Annotated in this window: 17 protein-coding genes; 2 read left to right on the forward strand and 15 right to left on the reverse strand. The window is 69.2% G+C overall.

All coding sequences use genetic code 11. The features are described from left to right. Positions 1 to 253: 253 nt before the first annotated feature. The 6 genes from M8R19_RS14175 to M8R19_RS14200 form a co-directional block, all read right to left on the reverse strand. Positions 254 to 706 (reverse strand): YaiI/YqxD family protein, encoded by a 453-nt coding sequence (locus M8R19_RS14175; protein WP_249918108.1) that lies wholly within the window; start codon positions 704 to 706, stop codon positions 254 to 256. Positions 707 to 774: 68 nt separating this feature from the next. Further along, positions 775 to 2670 (reverse strand): cytochrome c/FTR1 family iron permease, encoded by a 1896-nt coding sequence (locus tag M8R19_RS14180; RefSeq protein ID WP_249918109.1) that lies wholly within the window; start codon positions 2668 to 2670, stop codon positions 775 to 777. Between the two features lie 77 nt (positions 2671 to 2747). After that, the gene (locus M8R19_RS14185) at positions 2748 to 3377 is read right to left on the reverse strand and encodes a LysE family transporter (RefSeq protein WP_249918110.1); all 630 of its coding nucleotides are present in this window, start codon (positions 3375 to 3377) and stop codon (positions 2748 to 2750) included. 366 nt (positions 3378 to 3743) lie between these two features. Beyond that, positions 3744 to 4502 (reverse strand): TerC family protein, encoded by a 759-nt coding sequence (locus tag M8R19_RS14190; protein WP_074978023.1) that lies wholly within the window; start codon positions 4500 to 4502, stop codon positions 3744 to 3746. Between the two features lie 39 nt (positions 4503 to 4541). Next, positions 4542 to 5102 carry a mechanosensitive ion channel family protein gene (locus M8R19_RS14195; protein WP_249918111.1) on the reverse strand — a complete coding sequence of 187 codons (561 nt, stop codon included), beginning with the start codon at positions 5100 to 5102 and terminating at the stop codon, positions 4542 to 4544. Then, on the reverse strand, positions 5102 to 7015 hold the full coding sequence (locus M8R19_RS14200) for an ATP-binding cassette domain-containing protein (protein ID WP_249918112.1): 1914 nt from the start codon (positions 7013 to 7015) through the stop codon (positions 5102 to 5104). The genes M8R19_RS14195 and M8R19_RS14200 overlap by 1 nt, the downstream gene beginning before the upstream one ends. A gap of 47 nt (positions 7016 to 7062) precedes the next feature. Here M8R19_RS14200 and M8R19_RS14205 point away from each other — a divergent pair, with 47 nt between their 5' ends. Next, a complete protein-coding gene (locus M8R19_RS14205) occupies positions 7063 to 7536 on the forward strand; it encodes a TIGR02444 family protein (RefSeq protein WP_074978031.1) in 474 nt (157 codons plus the stop codon). Here the strand turns inward: M8R19_RS14205 and M8R19_RS14210 are convergent. From M8R19_RS14210 to M8R19_RS14220, 3 genes are all read right to left on the reverse strand, one after another. Next, on the reverse strand, positions 7533 to 8804 hold the full coding sequence (locus M8R19_RS14210; RefSeq protein WP_249918113.1) for an AlgP family protein: 1272 nt from the start codon (positions 8802 to 8804) through the stop codon (positions 7533 to 7535). The two genes, M8R19_RS14205 and M8R19_RS14210, sit on opposite strands and share 4 nt — an antisense overlap. A 324-nt stretch (positions 8805 to 9128) precedes the next feature. Then, entirely contained in the window at positions 9129 to 9596 is a 468-nt protein-coding gene (locus M8R19_RS14215; RefSeq protein ID WP_074978036.1) for an Rsd/AlgQ family anti-sigma factor, read from the reverse strand. A 246-nt stretch (positions 9597 to 9842) separates the two neighbouring features. After that, positions 9843 to 10325, reverse strand: coding sequence for a disulfide bond formation protein B (locus M8R19_RS14220; RefSeq protein WP_074978039.1), 483 nt, complete (start codon positions 10323 to 10325; stop codon positions 9843 to 9845). A gap of 114 nt (positions 10326 to 10439) precedes the next feature. Between M8R19_RS14220 and M8R19_RS14225 the strand changes: the two genes are divergently transcribed. Then, positions 10440 to 11528 carry a PQQ-dependent sugar dehydrogenase gene (locus M8R19_RS14225; RefSeq protein ID WP_074978041.1) on the forward strand — a complete coding sequence of 363 codons (1089 nt, stop codon included), beginning with the start codon at positions 10440 to 10442 and terminating at the stop codon, positions 11526 to 11528. Between the two features lie 62 nt (positions 11529 to 11590). Here M8R19_RS14225 and M8R19_RS14230 read toward each other — a convergent pair whose 3' ends face one another. The 6 genes from M8R19_RS14230 to M8R19_RS14255 all read right to left on the reverse strand — a co-directional run bounded on the left by M8R19_RS14230 (position 11591) and on the right by M8R19_RS14255 (position 17760). Then, complete coding sequence (locus tag M8R19_RS14230; RefSeq protein ID WP_074978045.1) at positions 11591 to 12829, reverse strand: heme biosynthesis HemY N-terminal domain-containing protein; 1239 nt, start codon at positions 12827 to 12829, stop codon at positions 11591 to 11593. Next, positions 12826 to 13941, reverse strand: a complete 1116-nt coding sequence (locus tag M8R19_RS14235) for a uroporphyrinogen-III C-methyltransferase (RefSeq protein ID WP_249918114.1) — start codon at positions 13939 to 13941, stop codon at positions 12826 to 12828. Before M8R19_RS14235 ends, M8R19_RS14230 begins: the two co-directional genes overlap by 4 nt. 22 nt (positions 13942 to 13963) lie before the next feature. Further along, positions 13964 to 14728: a uroporphyrinogen-III synthase gene (locus M8R19_RS14240; protein ID WP_249918115.1), complete on the reverse strand. Its 765-nt coding sequence runs from the start codon at positions 14726 to 14728 to the stop codon at positions 13964 to 13966. Continuing rightward, positions 14725 to 15666, reverse strand: coding sequence for a hydroxymethylbilane synthase (gene hemC, locus M8R19_RS14245; RefSeq protein WP_074978052.1), 942 nt, complete (start codon positions 15664 to 15666; stop codon positions 14725 to 14727). The genes M8R19_RS14240 and hemC overlap by 4 nt, the downstream gene beginning before the upstream one ends. A 272-nt stretch (positions 15667 to 15938) precedes the next feature. Further along, positions 15939 to 16685: an alginate biosynthesis regulator AlgR gene (gene algR / locus M8R19_RS14250; protein WP_074978054.1), complete on the reverse strand. Its 747-nt coding sequence runs from the start codon at positions 16683 to 16685 to the stop codon at positions 15939 to 15941. A gap of 4 nt (positions 16686 to 16689) precedes the next feature. Then, positions 16690 to 17760, reverse strand: a complete 1071-nt coding sequence (locus M8R19_RS14255) for a sensor histidine kinase (protein ID WP_009615041.1) — start codon at positions 17758 to 17760, stop codon at positions 16690 to 16692. Positions 17761 to 17892 lie beyond the last annotated feature (132 nt).

Here is a 17892-nt window from a genome sequence, read left to right on the forward strand (position 1 = left end):
CCCTCTCCCCAGCCCTCTCCCTGAAGGGAGAGGGGGCAGTCCGTGCCGAGAGAAGGAATGGCTCCACCCTGAAACCACTGGCGCTGCCGGCTGACTCCAGAACACCAAGCCCTGCCCAACGGTCCCCTCTCCCTTCAGGGAGAGGGTTAGGGAGAGGGCAAGGGAGGTGGGCCTACGCGCCGGAGTTACCGGGAGGTGCGGTTCGCGAGCAAGCTCGCTCCTACAAAGACACGACGAACCCCACCTGCCGCCCCTACCCCCTGTTCAACCGCGTCAACAACCGATCCAGCGCATTGGCGAAAGCCTGCCGATCCTTGTCGCCATAAGGCGCCTGGCCGCCGCCCATCTGCCCCTGGTCGCGCAGGTCGGTGAGCAGGTTGCGCATGGCCAGGCGCTCGCCCATGTTCTTCGCGTCGAACTCGCGGCCGCGCGGGTCCAGGGCGTCCACGCCCTTCTTCACCAGGCGGTCGGCCAGCGGCACGTCGCTGCAGATCACCAGGTCGCCCAGCTCGGCCTGTTCCACCAGGTAGTCGTCGGCAGCGTCCATGCCGCTAGGCACCACCACCAGGCTGACGCAGGCGAACGGCGGCTTGGCCACCGGCTGGCCGGCGACCATCACCACTTCCAGCTTGCGCTTCAGGGCGAACTTCGCCACCAGTTCCTTCGCCGCGCGCGGGCAGGCGTCGGCATCGATCCAGATACGCATCGGACTCGTTTCCCGAAAATGACGACGGCCAGTATCGCACTGGCCGTCGGGGTTTGCCGCGCGCCGCCTCAGGGCAGCGCCGCGGCCTTGCGTTTCTCCGCCAGCAGGCTGCGCCCGTAGAGCACGGCCACCGCCAGCAGCGCCAGGGCCTGGGCCGACAGCGAGTAGGCGTCGGCCTTGATGCCCAGCCAGTCGAAGTCGAAGAAGGGCACCGGGCGGGTGCCGATCACTCCGGCTTCCTGAAGGGCCACCACGCCGTGCCCGGCGAACACCACCGAGAGCGCGCAGAGCAGCGCGGCGTTGACGGTGAAGAACAGCTTCAGCGGCAGTTTCGCCGAGCCGCGCAGGATCACCCAGGCCAGGCCGATCAGCAGCACCACCGCGCAGCCGGCGCCGGCGATGACCGCGCTGTGCCCGGCCGGGCCGGCCTGCAGCCAGAGGGTTTCGTAGAACAGGATGACCTCGAACAGCTCGCGGTACACCGAGAAGAACGCCAGCACGGCGAAGCCGAAGCGCCCGCCGCCGCCCACCAGGCTGCTGCGGATGTAGTCCTGCCAGGCCGCGGCGTGGCGGCGGTCGTGCATCCACACGCCGAGCCAGAGCACCATCACGCAGGCGAACAGCGAGGTGAAGCCCTCCATCAGCTCGCGCTGGGCGCCGCCGATGTCGATCACGTAGGCCGCCAGCGCCCAGGTGGCGAAGCCGGCGACGAAGGCCAGGCCCCAGCCGACGTGCACGCCGCGGGTGGCGGCTTCCTGCCCGGTGTTGCGCAGGAAGGCGAGGATGGCGGCGAGCACCAGGATGGCTTCCACGCCCTCGCGCAGCAGGATCAACAGGGCCGAGACGAAACTGATGGTGCTGCTCAGGGAGTCGCCGCTCAGCGCCTTGGCGGCCTCGCCGAGTTTGCCCTTGGCGCGCTCCAGCTGCTGCGCCACCTGGGCTTCCGGCAGGCCGTCGCGCAGCGTCTGGCGGTAGGCCATGAGCTCTTTCTCGGTGGCCTTGCGCAGGGTGGCGTCGACGTTGTCCAGCGAGCTTTCCACCAGCTCGAAGCCTTCCAGGTAGGCTGCGACCGAGAGGTCGTAGGCCTGGTCGTGGTCGCCCTGGCGGTAGATGGCGAAGCTCTTGTCCAGGGTGGCGGCGGTGTAGTCGATCAGTTGCGCCGGGCCGCGGTGCTCCAGCGGCGGGTGGGCGCGCAGGGCGCGGAAGCTCTGCGCGGCGGCGTCGCCGTCACGGGCGGCCACTTCGGCCGGGGTCTGGGTGGCCAGGCTCGCCAGCGGGTAGGCGTGGGCGCCGTCGGGCTGGGCCTCGGCGGCGCTCAGGCCAGCCACGTAGGCGGCCAGGTCCCAGCGCTGGCGCTCGTCCAGCTGGTCGGCGAAGGCCGGCATGTCGGTGCCGGCGACGCCCAGGCCGATCACCGTGCGCAGGTCGTAGAGGCTCAGCTGGTCCAGGCGCGCGCGGGCCGTGAGGTCGGCCGGCGGCGGCTGCAGGCCGATGCCCGCCGGGCCGTCGCCCTTGCCGGTGTCGCCGTGGCAGATCGAGCACTGCTGGGCGAAGAGGGGCGCGCCGCGGGCCGGGTCGGGGGTGATGGCGGGGGTCTGCACCACCTGGTAGACGTCCGCCAGGCGCGCTTCCAGGTGCCGCGCCTGCTGCGCCACCAGGGCGCCGGGCTGGCGCTGCTCGATGGCGCGGCGCAGGCCGGCCACCTCGCGCTCCAGGTCGGCCCGCTCGGGGCGCGCCGGCAAGGCCAGCAGCAGCGCCTGCAGCTGGCCGGCGAACTCCAGTTGTTCCTTGTATTCGGCGGCGTCGAGCACCTGCCCGGCGTTCACCGTCGGCGGGTAGTCGGCAGCCAGGTAGCTCAGCAGGTGCAGGGCCTGGGAGGGGTCGACCGGCGCATCGGCCAGGGCCGTGAGGCTGGCGCCGCAAAGCAGCGGCAGCAGCCAGATGAGAAGCTTTGGAAGGCGCATGGCGGAAGGCGAATGAGAATGGAGGGCGCCAATACTACTCCGCCACCATTCGGGCGCCTAGGCGGCGCCCGTCGGCTTCACACCGGGGCGCGGCGAACGGTGGCCAGCAGCGCGGCGGCGCCGAGGAACAGGCTGGCGAAGGTGCGGTTCATCAGCCGTTGCTGGCGCGGCGAGCGCAGCGCGCGCAGCACCCGCGCGGCCAGCCCGGTGTAGCCGGCCATGACGATCAGGTCGACGCAGATCATGGTCGCGCCCATGATCACGTACTGCATCGCCATCGGCCGGTGCGGGTCGACGAACTGCGGCAGCACGGCGAGCATGAAGATCACCGCCTTGGGGTTGCTGGCGTTGACCAGGAAGCCGCGCAGCACCAGGCTCAGCGGGCGGCCGATGGGGCGCTCGGCGTCGGCCTGCATCACCTGCGGGGCGGCGCTCCACTGGCGCCAGGCGAGGTAGGCCAGGTAGACCACGCCGAACCACTTGATCACGCTGAAGGCCAGCGCCGAGGTGGCCAGCAGCGCGCCGACGCCGGCGGCGACCACGGCGATCTGCAGGGCCAGGCCGATCTGCAGGCCCAGGGCGTTCCAGTAGCCGCGCCAGAAGCCGTACTGCAGGCCGCAGGACATCGAGGCGATGGCCCCGGCGCCGGGCGACAGGCTGATCACCCAGCAGGCGATGAAGAAGGCGAACCAGGTACTGGCGAGCATGGTGGACCTCGTGGCGAAAAATCTTGTTACGGGTAACCAGTGTGCCCGAGTCGCACGTTGCCGTGTAGGGCGCCGACGAAGTCCGTAGGAGCGACTGTCTATTGGGTTCCCGCGTTCGCGGGAATGACGTCGGAAAACACGAATCTTAATCCCGTCATTCCCGCGAACGCGGGACGCGGCTCCATCGCGAACAGCGCTTGCGCTGGCCCGAAGGGGAATAACCCAGAAAACAACGTAGGAGTGGATCTCATCCGCGAATCGCGCCGATACCTCCGGCATTCCCCTGTAGGAGCGCGCCCTGCGCGCGAATCGCGGGCAGGGCCCGCTCCTACAGGTGTGGAGGAAGCCCGGCGCGGAGCCGGCCGATCAGCTCGGCAGGTCCTTGCGCAGTTTCACCGGCTCTTCGCCGCGCTTGCGCGCCAGGGCGCCGCGCAGGCGGATGTTGAGGGCTTCCACCGCCAGCGAGAAGGCCATGGCGAAGTAGACGTAGCCCTTGGGCACGTGGACCTCGAAGGCCTCGGCCACCAGCACGGTGCCGACCACGATGAGGAACGACAGCGCCAGCATCTTCAGCGACGGGTGCTTGTCGATGAAGTCGCTGATGGTGCCGGCGGCGAGCATCATCACGCCGACCGAGATGACGATGGCGGCGATCATCACCGGTACGTTCTGCACCAGGCCCACGGCGGTGATCACCGAGTCCAGGGAGAAGATGATGTCGATGATCGCGATCTGCACGATCACCGCCATGAAGCCGCGGCTCTTGGCGCTGCCCTGCCCGCCTTCCTCGGCGCCTTCCAGGCTGTGGTAGATCTCCATGGTGCTCTTGAACAGCAGGAACAGGCCGCCGAAGAACAGGATCAGGTCGCGCCCGGAAACGCCCTGGCCGAACACCTCGAAGAGGTCGGCGGTCAGGCGCATCACCCAGGTGATCGACAGCAGCAGGAGAATCCGCGTACCCATCGCCAGCGCCAGGCCGAAGAACCGCGCCTTGGGCTGCTGCGCCGCCGGCAGGCGGCTGACCAGGATGGAGATGAAGATGATGTTGTCGATGCCCAGGACGATCTCCAGGGCGGTCAGGGTCAGAAAGGCAACCCAGATTTCAGGGCTAGCGAGCCATTCCATAGTGCGTGGGTATCCGTGTGGGAACAGGGGTTGTGGTTGTTATCTTCCGCTGCTCAGCCCGGGCCCTTTCCAGCGCCGGATGGCCTTCTGGAAGAACAGGCTATTGGGCACCTGCAGCAGGGCGCTGGTGCCGTCCTCGAAGGTTTCCTCGAGGGTGGTGTAGAGCAGGTTGATGGCGCTGACGCGGCCCTTCACGCCGGGCTTGTCGGCCGACTCGATGACCTCCACCAGGTCGCCCAGGCGGAACGGCCCGACGGTGAAGATCAGCACCGCGCAGAACAGGTTGGAGAGCACGCTCCAGATGGCGAAGAAGGCCACCGCGGCGACCGCGACGAAGCCGGTCAGCGCGGTCCACAGCACCTGGGCGGAAACCCCCAGGCGCTCCAGCACCATCATCAGCGCCGAGCCCATGATCAGCCAGCGCAGGCCGCCACGCAGCGGCAGCAGCAGTTCGTGGGGGATCGGGTAGCGCAGGGCCAGGCGGTCCAGCCCGCGCGCCACCATGCGCTGCAGCACCCAGGCCAGCAGCAGGATGAGGATGATCTGCAGGCCGCGCAGCAACGGATCGCTCCAGGCGACGAGCAGCGGCAGGTCTTCCATCACTCGGCCCCTTCGAGCTGGGCCTGGAGGTTCTCCAGGGTTTCCAGGGCCACCAGCCAGGCTTCCTCGACCTCGGCCTCGCGGGCTTTCAGGCTCGCCTGCCGGGCCAGTAGGTCACGCAGTTCGTCCTTGCGCGCGTTCTCGTAGAGGGCGCTGTCGCCGAGCTTTTCCTCCAGCGCGGCGAGCTTGTCGTGGATGCCGCCCAGCTCCTTCTCCAACTTGTCCGCCTCGCGCTTGTGCGGCGCCAGCTGCTGGCGCAATGCGGCGGCGGCCTGGCGCTGGGCGCGCTTGTCGGTCTTCTCGACAGACGCTGCGCCGGCATTGGCGACCGGCGCCTGGCGCGCGCGGAAATCCACCAGCCAGCGGGCATAGTCGTCGAGGTCGCCGTCGAAGTCCTGCACGCGGCCGTCGGCCACCAGCAGGAACTGGTCGGTGGTGCTCTTGAGCAGGTGACGGTCGTGGGACACCACCACCACCGCCCCGGAGAATTCCTGCAGGGCCATGGTCAGGGCCAGGCGCATCTCCAGGTCGAGGTGGTTGGTCGGCTCGTCCAGCAGCAGCAGGTTGGGCTTCTGCCAGGCGATCAGGGCCAGCGCCAGGCGCGCTTTCTCGCCGCCGGAGAAATTCAGCACCGGCTCGTCGCAGCGCGCGCCGCGGAAGTCGAAGCCGCCGAGGAAGTCGCGCAGGATCTGCTCGCGCTCGCCCGGGGCGATGCGCTGCAGGTGCAGCAGCGGGCTGGCCTTGGCGTCCAGCGAGTCGAGCTGGTGCTGGGCGAAGTAGCCGATGGCGAGGTTCTCGCCGCGCGCCAGGTGCCCGGCCAGTAGCGGCAGGTCGCCGGAAAGGGTCTTGATCAGGGTCGACTTGCCGGCGCCGTTGGGGCCCAGCAGGCCGATGCGCGCGCCGGGCACCAGTTGCAGCTTGACCTTCTCCAGCACCGTCTTCTCGCCGTAGCCCAGGCGCGCCTCGGACAGGTCCAGCAGCGGGCTGGAAATCTTGTCCGACTCGCGGAAGACGAAGTCGAAGGGCGAGTCGACATGGGCCGGGGCCAGCTCCTCCAGGCGTTCCAGGGCCTTGATGCGGCTCTGTGCCTGGCTCGCCTTGGTGGCTTGGGCGCGGAAGCGGGCGATGTACTTTTCCATGTGGGCGCGCTGCGCCTGCTGCTTCTCGTAGGCCTGCTGCTGTTGCGCCAGGCGCTCGGCGCGGGTGCGCTCGAAGGCCGAGTAGCCGCCGCGGTAGAGCGTCAGCTTGCGCTGTTCGAGGTGCGCCACGTGGTCGACCACGGCGTCGAGGAAATCGCGGTCGTGGGAAATGAGGATGAGCGTGCCCGGGTAGCCCTTCAGCCACTCCTCCAGCCAGAGGATGGCGTCGAGGTCGAGGTGGTTGGTGGGTTCGTCGAGCAGCAGCAGCTCGGACGGGCACATCAGTGCCTGGGCCAGGTTCAGGCGCATCCGCCAGCCGCCGGAGAAGTCGCCGACGCGGCGCTCCATCTGCTCGGCGGTGAAGCCCAGGCCGGCCAGCAGCTTGCGCGCCCGCGCGTCGGCGGTGTAGCCGTCGGCGTTGTCCAGTTCGGTGTGCAGGCGCGCCACGGCGGCGCCGTCATGGGCGTTCTCGGCGGCGGCCAGCTGCGCCTGGATCTCGCGCAGGCGCACGTCGCCGTCGAGGACGTAGTCCACGGCCTGGCGCTCGAGGGTGTCCACCTCCTGGCGCATGTGCGCGATGCGCCAGTCGGCGGGAATCCGGTAGTCGCCGGCGTCCTGGCCGAGCTGGCCACGCAGCAGGGCGAACAGGCTCGACTTGCCGGCGCCGTTGGCGCCGATCAGGCCGACTTTCTGGCCAGCATGCAAGGTCAGTTCGGCACCTTCCAGCAAGCGCTGGGGGCCACGCTGTAGCGTAAGATTTTGTAGTCGAATCATGGCGGCGGAGTTTATCAGCTTCGCCGCGCAACCGCTGTGGGAGCCCTATGACAGAAGATATCTGGTCGTTTGCCCTCGACCTCTATGCGCAGCCGGGCGTCGAGGCGGCCTGCCTGGACTTGCAGGAAGCCGGCGCCGACGTCTGCCTGCTGCTGGCCGGGGCCTGGTTCGCCGCCTGTGGCCGGGCCTGCTCCGGACAACGCCTGGATACCCTGGCGAAGGCCTCCGCCAACTGGCAACGCGAGGTGGTGAAGCCGCTGCGGACGCTACGCCAGCAGTGGAAGACCGCGGCACGGAACGACGCCCACCTGGAGAAATTGCGGGAAACCCTGAAAACGCTGGAGCTGCGCGCCGAACGCCTGCAACTGGAACGGCTGGCGGAAGCGGGACGGGACTGGACGGAAGCGGGAAGGGACGAACTGGACGCCTGGCTGCAGGGCTGCGCCGGCGAGGCAGGGAAGGCTCGCCGCAGTGCGCTGCAACAGCTGCGCACCGCGGCGGCTTCGCGAGCGGCGTCTTAGGAAGCGCTGCTCGGAGTGGCGGTCGGAGCGCTCGGCGCTACCGGAGCCGGTGCGGCACTGGCGACCGGAGCGGTCGACGCGGCCGGGGCAGCGGGAGCAGCCGGGGTAGCGGCCGGAGCTGCAGGCTTGGCGGCGACGGCGGGCTTGGCCGCGGGCTTCGCAGCGGCGGGCTTGGCGGCCGGTTTGGCAGCAGGCTTCGCAGCGGCAGGCTTGGCAGCCGGTTTGGCGGCGGGCTTCGCAGCAGCAGGCTTGGCGGCCGGTTTGGCAGCAGGCTTCACAGCGGCGGGCTTGGCAGCCGGTTTGGCGGCAGGCTTCGCAGCAGCAGGCTTGGCGGCCGGTTTGGCAGCAGGCTTCGCAGCGGCAGGCTTGGCAGCCGGTTTGGCGGCGGGCTTCGCAGCAGCGGGCTTGGCAGCCGGTTTGGCGGCGGGCTTCGCAGCAGCGGGCTTGGCAGCCGGTTTGGCGGCGGGCTTCGCGGCGGCAGCCTTGGCAGCCGGTTTGGCGGCAGGCTTCGCAGCAGCAGCTTTGGCAGCCGGCTTGGCGGCGGGCTTCGCGGCAGCAGCTTTGGCAGCCGGCTTCGCGGCGGGCTTCGCAGCGGCAGCTTTGGCAGCCGGTTTAGCGGCGGGCTTCGCAGCAGCAGTTTTAGCAGCCGGCTTGGCGGCGGGCTTCGCGGCAGCAGCCTTGGCAGCCGGTTTGGCGGCAGGCTTCGCAGCAGCAGGCTTGGCAGCCGGTTTGGCGGCAGGCTTCGCAGCAGCAGGCTTGGCAGCCGGCTTGGCGGCAACGGCCTTGGCGGCCGGTTTGGCGGCAGGCTTGGCAGCGGCAGCCTTGACCACCGGCTTGGCGGCGACGGGCTTGGCGGCGGCAACGGGCTTGCGGCTGGACAGCGACTTACCGACCGCTTCCTTCACCTTGCTCACGCCCTGGGCCAGCTTCAGGCTTTCCTGGACGTCACGCTTGAGGTTGGCGATGTAGGTGCGGGTTTCCGCCTGGCGGCTCTTCAGAGTTTCCAGCACCTCTTCCAGCTCTGCGATGCCGGCCTTGGCCTTGGCTTGTGCCTTGGCCTTCCCGGCCTTGCCTGCTTCCTGCAGTTTGGTGCGTGCCTTGTGCAGTTTGTCCTGCGCTTTGGCACGTTGCTTTTCCAGCTTGGCGTGCAGTTTCTCGGAGTCCACCAGGGCCTGCTTGCAGGCGGTCTCCAGATGCTCGATCAGACTGTTGGAAAGTTGCTGCAGCAGATGCAAAGGGGTGGTGACAGGTTTCTTGTTGGCCGACATGACGTGCCTCCTGGCGTACGTGGTTGCGCCCATACTAGACCCGCGCAGGCCCTCTCGCCAACGCCCCCATAAAGCTGAAACCCGCGCCAGGCACAATCTGCAGCCGTTTTTCCACAGGCCGGAGAGCAGCCCGCGGACACGCTATCTCCAGCGACCCCCTCGCCAACGACGCCACAGACTGCCGCCACGAGGCCGTCAGGCGGAACTTACCGAAAGGCTGTAAGCCACGTGGTACGTGGCTTACAGCCATCTCAACGAGGTTTTCGCAGGCATGAAAAAAGGGCGCGTCCGCAAGGACAGCGCCCCTTTTCCCGCCCGCCAAAATCAGGCGGTGACCGTGCGCTGTTCGTGGGCGTTGTGCAGCACCTCGATCAGGCAATCTTCCAGCTCGAAACGCTCGTGAAGCTGTTGGCACAGCAGCTTCAACTCGCTGGTGAGGCAGGTGCCTTCGCGGCAATCGCCATTGTCGCAGCGATCGTTGAAGTTCAGCGCGGACGCGGTGATGGCTTCCAGGCGCGGGTAGATCTGCTTGGCCAGTTCCAGGCCACGCGCATCGCCAAAGGCCTTGGCCTCGTCCATCAGCTGTTCGTAGACCTCGAAGTGGCCAGCGGAGACGTAGTCCAGCAGTCGCTGGCAGAAGTTCTCCAGCCCCTCGCCGTTGACGGCGGGCGCCTGGGGCCCGGATAGCGAATCGAAGGCCTGGATGAGTTCCTGGCGGTCACGCAACCAGCGGTCGATCAGCTGGTGGACGCCTCCCCAACGTTCCTGGGCATTGCGGCAGCTCTCGAGCATCTTGTCCTCGCTTCCCTCGGCCTGTCCCGGCGGTTCCACGGCGGGACAATTCTCTGTCGAATGCGGGCACTCGCCGGCGTTCTACCGCTCTGATGGCGGAATCCCGGCGGTGCGGAAGACCAGAGTATGCCCACGGGATGTCCGCTTCAAGACACCTTTCGCGGGAAAATTCATACGAGCGTTTAATCGGCAGCCCGCGGCGGCGCTGGCTTCGCGCCGTAGGACAGTTCTGCCGCCGCGCGGCGATCAGCCGCGGCGCAGAAACTGGAAGACGGCGAACAGGGCGAAGCCGACGAAGGCCAGCAGGCTCCACTCCGGGATGCTCAGGCTGAGCAGCGTCCAGGTCACCTCGGCGCAGTCGGCCGAGCCGTGGAACATGGTCCAGAGGATGTCCGCGTAGGGCATGGTCTGCATCATGTAGTCCAGCGGCGGCAGGCAGGAAGGCAGCTGGTCCGGCGGCAGGGTCTGCAGCCAGATCTGCCGGCCGGCGGTAGCGGCGCCGCCCAGCGAGCAGAGCAGCACCAGCACCGAGTAGATGCGCCGGCCGCGGCCATGCAGCGCGGCGATCAGCGAGAACAGCCCGGCGCCGGCGAAGAAGATGCGCTGCACGATGCACAGTGGGCAGGGTTCCAGGCCAACGACGTACTGCAGGTAGAAACCGGCGCCAAGCATGGCGGCGCAGGCGAGGAAGGCGAGGAAGAACAGGGAACGCGGGCTGGCCAGGTTCATGGCGGCTCCAGTGGCACGGCATTTTCGGAAAGGCCGCTACGGTAGAGGAAATTCCGCGGGCCTTTCAAGGCTGCGGGCTAGACTGGGCCGGACAGCCATCAGGGAATTCCTACCATGCGTCGACAGCTGATCCTACTCGCCGCGCTGCTGTTCGTCCCCCTCCCCGGCGCATTCGCCGCTTCGGTCGTGGAGCGGCTCAAGGTGCCCGAAGGGTTCCGCATCGAGGTGCTCAGCGACCAGGTCCCCAACGCCCGCGCCATGGCCCTGGGCAGCGAGGGCACGCTCTTCGTCGGCAGCCGCGAGGCCGGCAAGGTGTACGCCCTGCGCCCCGGCGAACAGCGCCCGCGGGTGATCGCCAGCGGCCTGAAGATGCCCAGCGGCGTGGCCTTCCACCAGGGCGATCTGTACGTCTCGGCTGTCAGCCGCCTCTACGTGCTGCGCGACATCGAGACGCACCTGGATGCGCAGCCAGAACCCGAGGAACTGCCGCCGCAGTTCCCCGGCGAGACGCACCACGGCTGGAAGTTCATCGCCTTCGGCCCCGACGGCAAGCTCTACGTGCCGGTGGGCGCGCCCTGCAACATCTGCCGCCCGGACCGCGAGCGCTACGCCAACCTGCAACGCATGCAGCCGGACGGCAGCCAGCGCGAGGTGGTGGCCTATGGCGTGCGCAACACCGTGGGCTTCGACTGGGATGCCCGGGGCCGGCTGTGGTTCACCGACAACGGCCGCGACCTGCTCGGCGACGACCAGCCCGATGACGAACTGAACCGCGTGAGCAAGGCCGGCGACGACTTCGGCTACCCGGACTGCCACGCCGGGAACATCGCCGACCCGGAGTTCGCCCAGCGCCCCTGCTCGGCCTTCGTCGCGCCGGTGGCCGGCCTCGGTGCCCACGTGGCGGCGCTGGGCATGCGTTTCTACAGCGGCGAGCAGTTCCCCGCCGAGTACCGCGGCAACGTCTTCATCGCCGAGCATGGCTCGTGGAACCGCAGCCGCAAGGTCGGCTACCGGGTGGTGCGCGTCGAGCTGAACGCGGACGGCTCGCTGAAACGCCAGAGCCTGTTCGCCGAGGGCTGGCTGCAGCCCGGCGAGGAAGTGCTGGGACGCCCCGCCGACGTGCTGGTGGCCGCGGACGGTTCGCTGCTGGTGAGCGACGACATGGCCGGGGCGATCTACCGCATCCGCTACGTCGGCAAGTAGGCGAAAGCCGTCAGCCAAAACGAAAGCGGCGCCCGAGGGCGCCGCGTTTCATCCGAACCGTCTTACGCTTTCGCAGGCAGCTGGACTGCACTGCCTACGGGCGCGCCGAACAGGCCGAGGCCTTCCTGGAACAGCCTGTTGCTGCGCTCGGTCTCCCCCAGGTGCGCCAGCAGGCGCGCAAGCTCGGCGCAGGTCTCGGCGCTGTGCTGGCGGGCCAGGCTGGCCTCCAGGTAGTCGCGGGCCTTGCCCCAGAGCTTGTCGGCCAGGCACAGGCGGCCCAGGGACAGGAGCAGCACGGGGTCGTCGGGGTACTTCTTCAGCCAGGCCTCGGCGTTCTGCAGCTGGCGCGCCGGGTCGCCGCCGCGGGCCTTGCCGTAGAGCAGCATCAGGCGCTCGTCGTAGCCTTCCTTGAGGGCCTGGCGCAGGACCTTCTCCGCCTCCTCGGGCGCGCCCAGGCGCAGCAGTTGCTGGGCATAGGCGGCGACCAGCAGCGGCTGGGCGCGCAGGTTGGCGGGCAGGTTCTGCCAGGTCTGGGTGAGCGGCTGCAGGGCCGTCTCGCCCTGCCCCACGCCCTGCTCGCCGGCGACTTCCAGGGCGGCGATCCAGGCGCGGCGCTCCAGGTCGCTGAGCTGGGCGTTCTCCAGCACGCGCTCCTTGCGCAGTTCCGGCAGCAGGGCCAGCAGCGGCCGCCAGTCCTGCAGGCTGACGTAGAGCTGCTGGAGCAGGCGCAGCACCGTGGGGTGGCGCGGGTGTTCCTCGTGCAGTTTCACCAGCACCGCGCGGGCCGGCTCGAAGGCGCCACGGTTGATCAGCAGTTGCGCGCGCGTCAGGCCCACGGCCAGCTCCGTGCCGGGCTGGCGTTCGAGGGCGCGGTCGAGCAACTGGTCGCACTCGTCGAAGCGCCCCAGCTCGTTGGCCGCGCGGGCCGCGCCCAGGTAGCTGGACAGGCTGTGCTCGTTCAGTTCGGCGGCGCGCCGCAGGTGGCGCAGGGCCGGGGCCCAGTGGCCTTCGGCGAGGTCGCGCTGGCCGTGTTCCTCGGCCATTTCGGCGCGGCGGCGGCGGTTGAAGCGCGACCAGGGGTTGACCACCCGCCCGGACACGCCGAGCAGGCGCAGCGCCAGGCGGATGGCCAGGTACAGCAGCCAGACCAGCGCCAGCAGGGCGAGGAAGGTCCACAGGCTGGATTCGTAGCGGAAGCTCTTATAGGCGATCAGCACGTAGCCCGACTGCTCGGCGATGGCCAGGCCGACCAGGGTAGCGGCCACCACCAGGGCCAGGACCAGCAGGTAGACGCGGCTCATTGGCTACCCTCCGCCTGGGGCGCGGCGGGCGCCTGCTGCTGGTCGAGGGCGGCCTGGTCGCGGCGCACCACATAGGCCTGCAGGGCGCCCAGCGCCGGGGTCAGGTCGGGCACCTGCACAGCCACCGGCTGCTGCGCCAGCTCGTCGATGCGCAGGCCCAGGGCGCGGCTGTCGGCGAGGTCGGCGTTGAAGAAGTCGCCGAGGATCTGCCGGGCCTGCTTCAGGGCCTGTTCGTAGACTTCCTGGCGCCCGTTGAGCGCGGCCCACTGCGCCTGCTCCAGGGCCAGGCTGAGGGCCAGGCGCACGCGCGTCAGCTGTTGCCCGGAGAGCAGCGGGCGCACGTCCTGGCCGGCGTTGAAGTCGATGCGCACGTAGCGCGAGATGCGTTCCCACCACTGGTCCAGGGTGCTGCTGCCGTCGCCCCAGGCGGTGGTCGAGGCCTTGCCCGGGCCTTCCTTGAAGCTCGGCTCCAGCGGTTGCAGCTGGGCGGCCTGCTCGCGCAGCGCGCCGAGTTGCAGGAACAGCCCGGTGCGGTCCGGCTGCGGCAGGCTGCGCAGGGCTTCGAGGCTCTTGGCCAGTTGCGCGCGGGCGGCGAAGGCGCCCGGGTCGTTCTGCGCGCGGAGGATGTCGTCGGCGCCCTGCACCAGTTGGGTGGCGCTGTCGATGTCCTGCAGCGCGGAAAGGCGCAGCGAGGCGAGGCGCATCAGGTGCTCGGCCTCGGCCAGGCGCCACTGCTGGCGGCTCTGCCCGAGAACCTGCTTGAACTGCTGGGCCAGTTGCTGCTGGTCGCCCTGCAGTTCGACCACCAGGCGCCGGCGGGCCTCCAGCTCGTCGGCGCTGGGCAGCGCGTCCAGGCGCTTGTCCAGCGCGCTGTTGTGGTTGAGCAGGCTCTGCGCCTCGCCGCGGGTTTCTTCCAGCTGTTGCGCGCGCGCCTGGTCGCGGGCCTGCAGCTGCTGCGTCTGCCACAGCCCCCAGCCACCGACGCCGAGGCCGGCGACGCCGACCAGCAGTGCGAGCAGGGCCAGGCCGTTGCCGGATCGGGCCGGAGCGGGCGGGGTCGGCTCGACGGGGGTATCTTGCGGGGTGTCTTGGGGAGTGACGGCTTCGCTCACAGGTCCATCCTTCGCTCGGAAATTATTCTTCGTCGGCGCCCCTGAGCGCCTCCAGCAGGGCCGCGGCATTCGCCCCGCGGCAATCGATCACGTGTCGCGCACCGGCGTCCCGGGCCAGTTCGGCGACCCGCGGGCTGGGCACGAACAAGGGTAGCCCGGCCAGCCGCGGCCAGTCCTCCCCGGCCACGCGCAGCAGGTGCTCCAGGCCCTGGCCGCTGCTCACCACCAGGCCGTTCAGTGCTTCGTCACGCACCCGCCGCGCCAGCTCGCCCGCCGGGTAGTCCGGCAGCACGCGACGGTAGAGTTCCAGATAATCCACCGCCACGCCTTGGCCGCGCAGGCGCTCGGCGAGGAATTCCCGGCCACCTTCGCCACGCAGGATCAGCGCCCGCGGCCCGGGCACCTGCAGAGCCTGCGCCAGCGCCGGCAGCGCCAGCAGTGCTTCGCTGTCGTCGCCATTCTCCGGGTGATGCACGCGCAGGCCGTAGTCATCGAGGATAGCCGCGGTGGCCGCGCCGACCGCGAACCAGTCCTGGCGCGCCGGCGGCTGCGGCCAGTAGCGGTCGATGCGCTCCACGCCCAGGCGCGCAGCAGGCTTGCTGACCACCACCACGGCGCAGTAGCGGTCCAGGTCGAGCAGCAGGCTGCGCTGCTCGGGGGTTTCTTCCAGCGGCTCGATAGCCAGCAACGGCAGGCTGGCGCTGGCCACGCCATGCTCGGCAAGGCTGGCGGCCAGGGCCGCGCACTCGTCCTGCGGCCGCGTCAGCAGCAGGCGCCAGTGGCTCACTGCGGGCCGGCCTCGCCATAGACGGCGGCGAGGATGTCGGCCGCGCCCTGTTCCAGCAGGTCTTCGGCGACCTTCACACCCAGCGCCTCGGCCTCGGCCAGGGGCGCGCGGGCTTCGGCGCGCAGCAGTTGCGAGCCGTCGGGCTGGCCGACCAGGCCGCGCAGCCACAGCTGCTCGCCCTCGCGCACGGCGTAGCAGGCGATGGGCACCTGGCAGCCGCCGTTGAGGCGCTTGTTCAGCGCGCGCTCGGCGGTCACCCGCAACGCGGTGTCGGCGTGGTGCAGCGGCGCCAGCAGCGCGTGAATCTCGCTATCGGCGCTGCGGCATTCGATGCCCACGGCGCCCTGGCCGCCGGCTGGCAGGCTGTCCTCGACGCCGATGCTGGAGCGGATGCGCGCCTCGAAACCGAGGCGGATCAGGCCGGCGGCGGCGAGGATGATGGCGTCGTATTCGCCGGCATCGAGCTTGGCCAGTCGGGTGTTGACGTTCCCGCGCAGGAAGCGGATCTGCAGGTCCGGGCGGCTGGCCAGCAGCTGTGCCTGGCGGCGCAGGCTGGAGGTGCCGACCACGCTGCCGGCGGGCAGCTCGGCGAGGCTGGCGTAGGTGTTGGAGACGAAGGCGTCGCGCGGGTCCTCGCGCTCGCAGATGCAGTACAGGCCCAGGCCCTCGGGGAAGTCCATGGGCACGTCCTTCATGGAGTGCACGGCGATGTCGGCCGCGCCTTCCAGCAAGGCGGTCTCCAGTTCCTTGACGAACAGGCCCTTGCCGCCGATCTTCGCCAGCGGCGCATCGAGCAGCTTGTCGCCGCGGCTGGTCATCGGCAGCAGGCTCACGCGCAGGCCGGGATGGGCCTGCTCCAGGCGGGTCTTGACGTACTCGGCCTGCCACAGGGCCAAAGCGCTCTGACGGGTGGCGATTCGGATTTCGCGGGACGACATGGGCAATTCCGGACAAAGGACTGCCGGGGATGATAACAGGCTTCGGCGCCCAGGCTTTCCCCCCTGCGACGCCAAAGCAGGCTTTCGGCCCATCCCTGGGATTGCGCTTCGCGGGCGGGCCCTGTCCGGCCTCTCGCAGGAGCGAGCTTGCTCGCGAACAAACGCGGTGCCATGCGGTTCGCGAGCAAGCTCGCTCCTACGAAAAGCCCGCAGAGCCGCCGCCTACGCCGCATGCTCTTAGCCTGCCGCCTATAGCCTGCAGCCTGCCGCCCTCAAAGGTTATGCATCAACCGGCGCACACCGGCGACGTGGCGCCGGCTCACGGTCAGGGCGTCGCCGTCCAGGCCCTTGAGGTAAAGCTGAAAATGCCCCAGCGGGGTGCGCTGCAGGCGCTCGATGCGCTCGCGCGAGACCAGGGCGTTGCGGTGGATGCGCACGAAGCGCTCGCCGAACTCGTCCTCCAGGGCCTTCAGCGGCTCGTCCAGCAGCACCTCGCCGCCGGCGTGGCGCAGGGTCACGTACTTGTGGTCGGCGATGAAGAAGATCACGTCCTCCAGGGGGATCAGCTCGATGCCCTTGCGCGTCCGCGCGCTGATGTGGCTGCGCGGGCCGGGGCCGCCGGCGGCCGGCGGCTTGGTCAGCGCCGCCAGCTGGATGCGGTTGGGCCTGGAAGCCTTCTTCAGGGCCTCGGCCAGGTCCTCGGCGCGCACCGGCTTGACCAGGTAGCCGACCGCGCTGACCTGGAAGGCCTCCAGGGCGAATTCATCGTGGGCGGTGCAGAAGATCACCGCCGGGGGGGCTTCGCGCTCGCACAGCTTGGCGGCGACCTGGAGCCCGTCCAGGCCGGGCATGCGGATATCCAGCAGGACGATATCCGGCTTCAGGCTGTCGATCAGCGCCAGCGCTTCTTCGCCGTTGCTGGCGGAGGGTTCGAGGACGCGGTAGCCGTCCAGTTGCCCCACCAGCCGGGCCAGGCGCTCGCGCGCCAGGGGTTCGTCATCGACGATCAGGACATTCATAAGCTCAGGCTTCCTGCATGAGACGCGCACATGGATAGCGTAGACAGGTGTAGTGCCGTCCGTCACGGCGTTCGACGCTGAGACTCGCTTTTGGCCCGAAAAGTGCCGCAATTCGCGCTGCGATATTCTGCAGCGCCTGCTTGGTCCCCTTCGTGGGCAGCGTCTGCGTCGACTCGTCGTACGGGTTGCTCACGCACAGCTGGAACACACCGTCACGATAGTCCGCCTCAACCTTCACCAGGCCGCCTTCGATGCGCGGCTGGATACCGTAGATCAATGAATTCTCCAACAGTGGCTGCAGGGTCAGCTGCGGGATGGGCACGCCATCGGGCACGCCGCTCACCTGCCAATCCAGTTGCAGCCGGTCGCCCAGGCGATACTGCTCTATGGAAAGATAGCGCCTGGCCAACTCCAGTTCCTCCCCCCAGGAAATTAAAGTCCCCGGCTTGGCCAGGCTGGCGCGGAACAGGTCCGACAGATTCAGCACCGCCTGCTCGGCCTTGCCCGGGTCCAGCTCGATCAGGCTGGCGATGCTGTTCAGGCTGTTGAACAGGAAGTGCGGACGGATGCGCGCCTGCAACGATTCGATGCGCGCGCGCAGCTCGGCCTGTTCCTGCCTGCGCCATTGGCTCTGCAGATAAAAGTAGCGTAGCAACAAGGCCGACATGATGAGGGCGATCAAGGCATGGCGCAGGTACAGGTTGACCTCGCCCTTGATCGACAGCGGCCCGCCCAGGGCGTAGTAGTCGGCCACCGCGGTGCAGCCGAGGGTCAGCAGCACCACCAGCAGGCAGCTGGCCAGCCCCGCGCCCCACGCCGGCCAGCGCGCCAGCAACGGCCGCAGGCGGCACAGCAGGCCGGCCGAGAGCAGCACTATCCACTGCACGAACAGCGAGGCCAGGGCCAGGCGCACCCAGTTGAAACTGGGCGTCATCGGCTCGGCCAGCACCAGTACCAGCACCAGCAGCTCGGCCAGCAGGACCAGGCTGAACAGCGCTTCGCTCTGGCACAGTTCGGGAATGAAGAAATCGTCTTGGGTTGCCGGCTGGTCGCCGGTCTTGGCTTGGTTTGGCATCGACGAAGTTTCCGCAAGCCTCCACGCCTCGGCAAGCGGCTCGTAGCCTGCCGGGCGAATTCGAGCACCGAAATGTCGACTGCGCCGCGCCCGGGCGGGGCGCCCCTGATCCTTCCCCCGCCACACCCGTCG

It is taken from the genome of Pseudomonas sp. R3.Fl, from assembly GCF_023516765.1.
Taxonomy (GTDB): Bacteria; Pseudomonadota; Gammaproteobacteria; order Pseudomonadales; family Pseudomonadaceae; genus Pseudomonas; species Pseudomonas citronellolis.

What these genes read in the sequence shown, in the direction of transcription:
- M8R19_RS14175 (WP_249918108.1), bottom strand. Translation starts at nt 706, where the DNA reads ATGCGTATCTGGATCGATGCCGACGCCTGCCCGCGCGCGGCGAAGGAA.
- M8R19_RS14180 (WP_249918109.1), bottom strand. Translation starts at nt 2,670, where the DNA reads ATGCGCCTTCCAAAGCTTCTCATCTGGCTGCTGCCGCTGCTTTGCGGC.
- M8R19_RS14185 (WP_249918110.1), bottom strand. Translation starts at nt 3,377, where the DNA reads ATGCTCGCCAGTACCTGGTTCGCCTTCTTCATCGCCTGCTGGGTGATC.
- M8R19_RS14190 (WP_074978023.1), bottom strand. Translation starts at nt 4,502, where the DNA reads ATGGAATGGCTCGCTAGCCCTGAAATCTGGGTTGCCTTTCTGACCCTG.
- M8R19_RS14195 (WP_249918111.1), bottom strand. Translation starts at nt 5,102, where the DNA reads ATGGAAGACCTGCCGCTGCTCGTCGCCTGGAGCGATCCGTTGCTGCGC.
- M8R19_RS14200 (WP_249918112.1), bottom strand. Translation starts at nt 7,015, where the DNA reads ATGATTCGACTACAAAATCTTACGCTACAGCGTGGCCCCCAGCGCTTG.
- M8R19_RS14205 (WP_074978031.1), top strand. Translation starts at nt 7,063, where the DNA reads ATGACAGAAGATATCTGGTCGTTTGCCCTCGACCTCTATGCGCAGCCG.
- M8R19_RS14210 (WP_249918113.1), bottom strand. Translation starts at nt 8,804, where the DNA reads ATGTCGGCCAACAAGAAACCTGTCACCACCCCTTTGCATCTGCTGCAG.
- M8R19_RS14215 (WP_074978036.1), bottom strand. Translation starts at nt 9,596, where the DNA reads ATGCTCGAGAGCTGCCGCAATGCCCAGGAACGTTGGGGAGGCGTCCAC.
- M8R19_RS14220 (WP_074978039.1), bottom strand. Translation starts at nt 10,325, where the DNA reads ATGAACCTGGCCAGCCCGCGTTCCCTGTTCTTCCTCGCCTTCCTCGCC.
- M8R19_RS14225 (WP_074978041.1), top strand. Translation starts at nt 10,440, where the DNA reads ATGCGTCGACAGCTGATCCTACTCGCCGCGCTGCTGTTCGTCCCCCTC.
- M8R19_RS14230 (WP_074978045.1), bottom strand. Translation starts at nt 12,829, where the DNA reads ATGAGCCGCGTCTACCTGCTGGTCCTGGCCCTGGTGGTGGCCGCTACC.
- hemC (WP_074978052.1), bottom strand. Translation starts at nt 15,666, where the DNA reads ATGTCGTCCCGCGAAATCCGAATCGCCACCCGTCAGAGCGCTTTGGCC.
- algR (WP_074978054.1), bottom strand. Translation starts at nt 16,685, where the DNA reads ATGAATGTCCTGATCGTCGATGACGAACCCCTGGCGCGCGAGCGCCTG.
- M8R19_RS14255 (WP_009615041.1), bottom strand. Translation starts at nt 17,760, where the DNA reads ATGCCAAACCAAGCCAAGACCGGCGACCAGCCGGCAACCCAAGACGAT.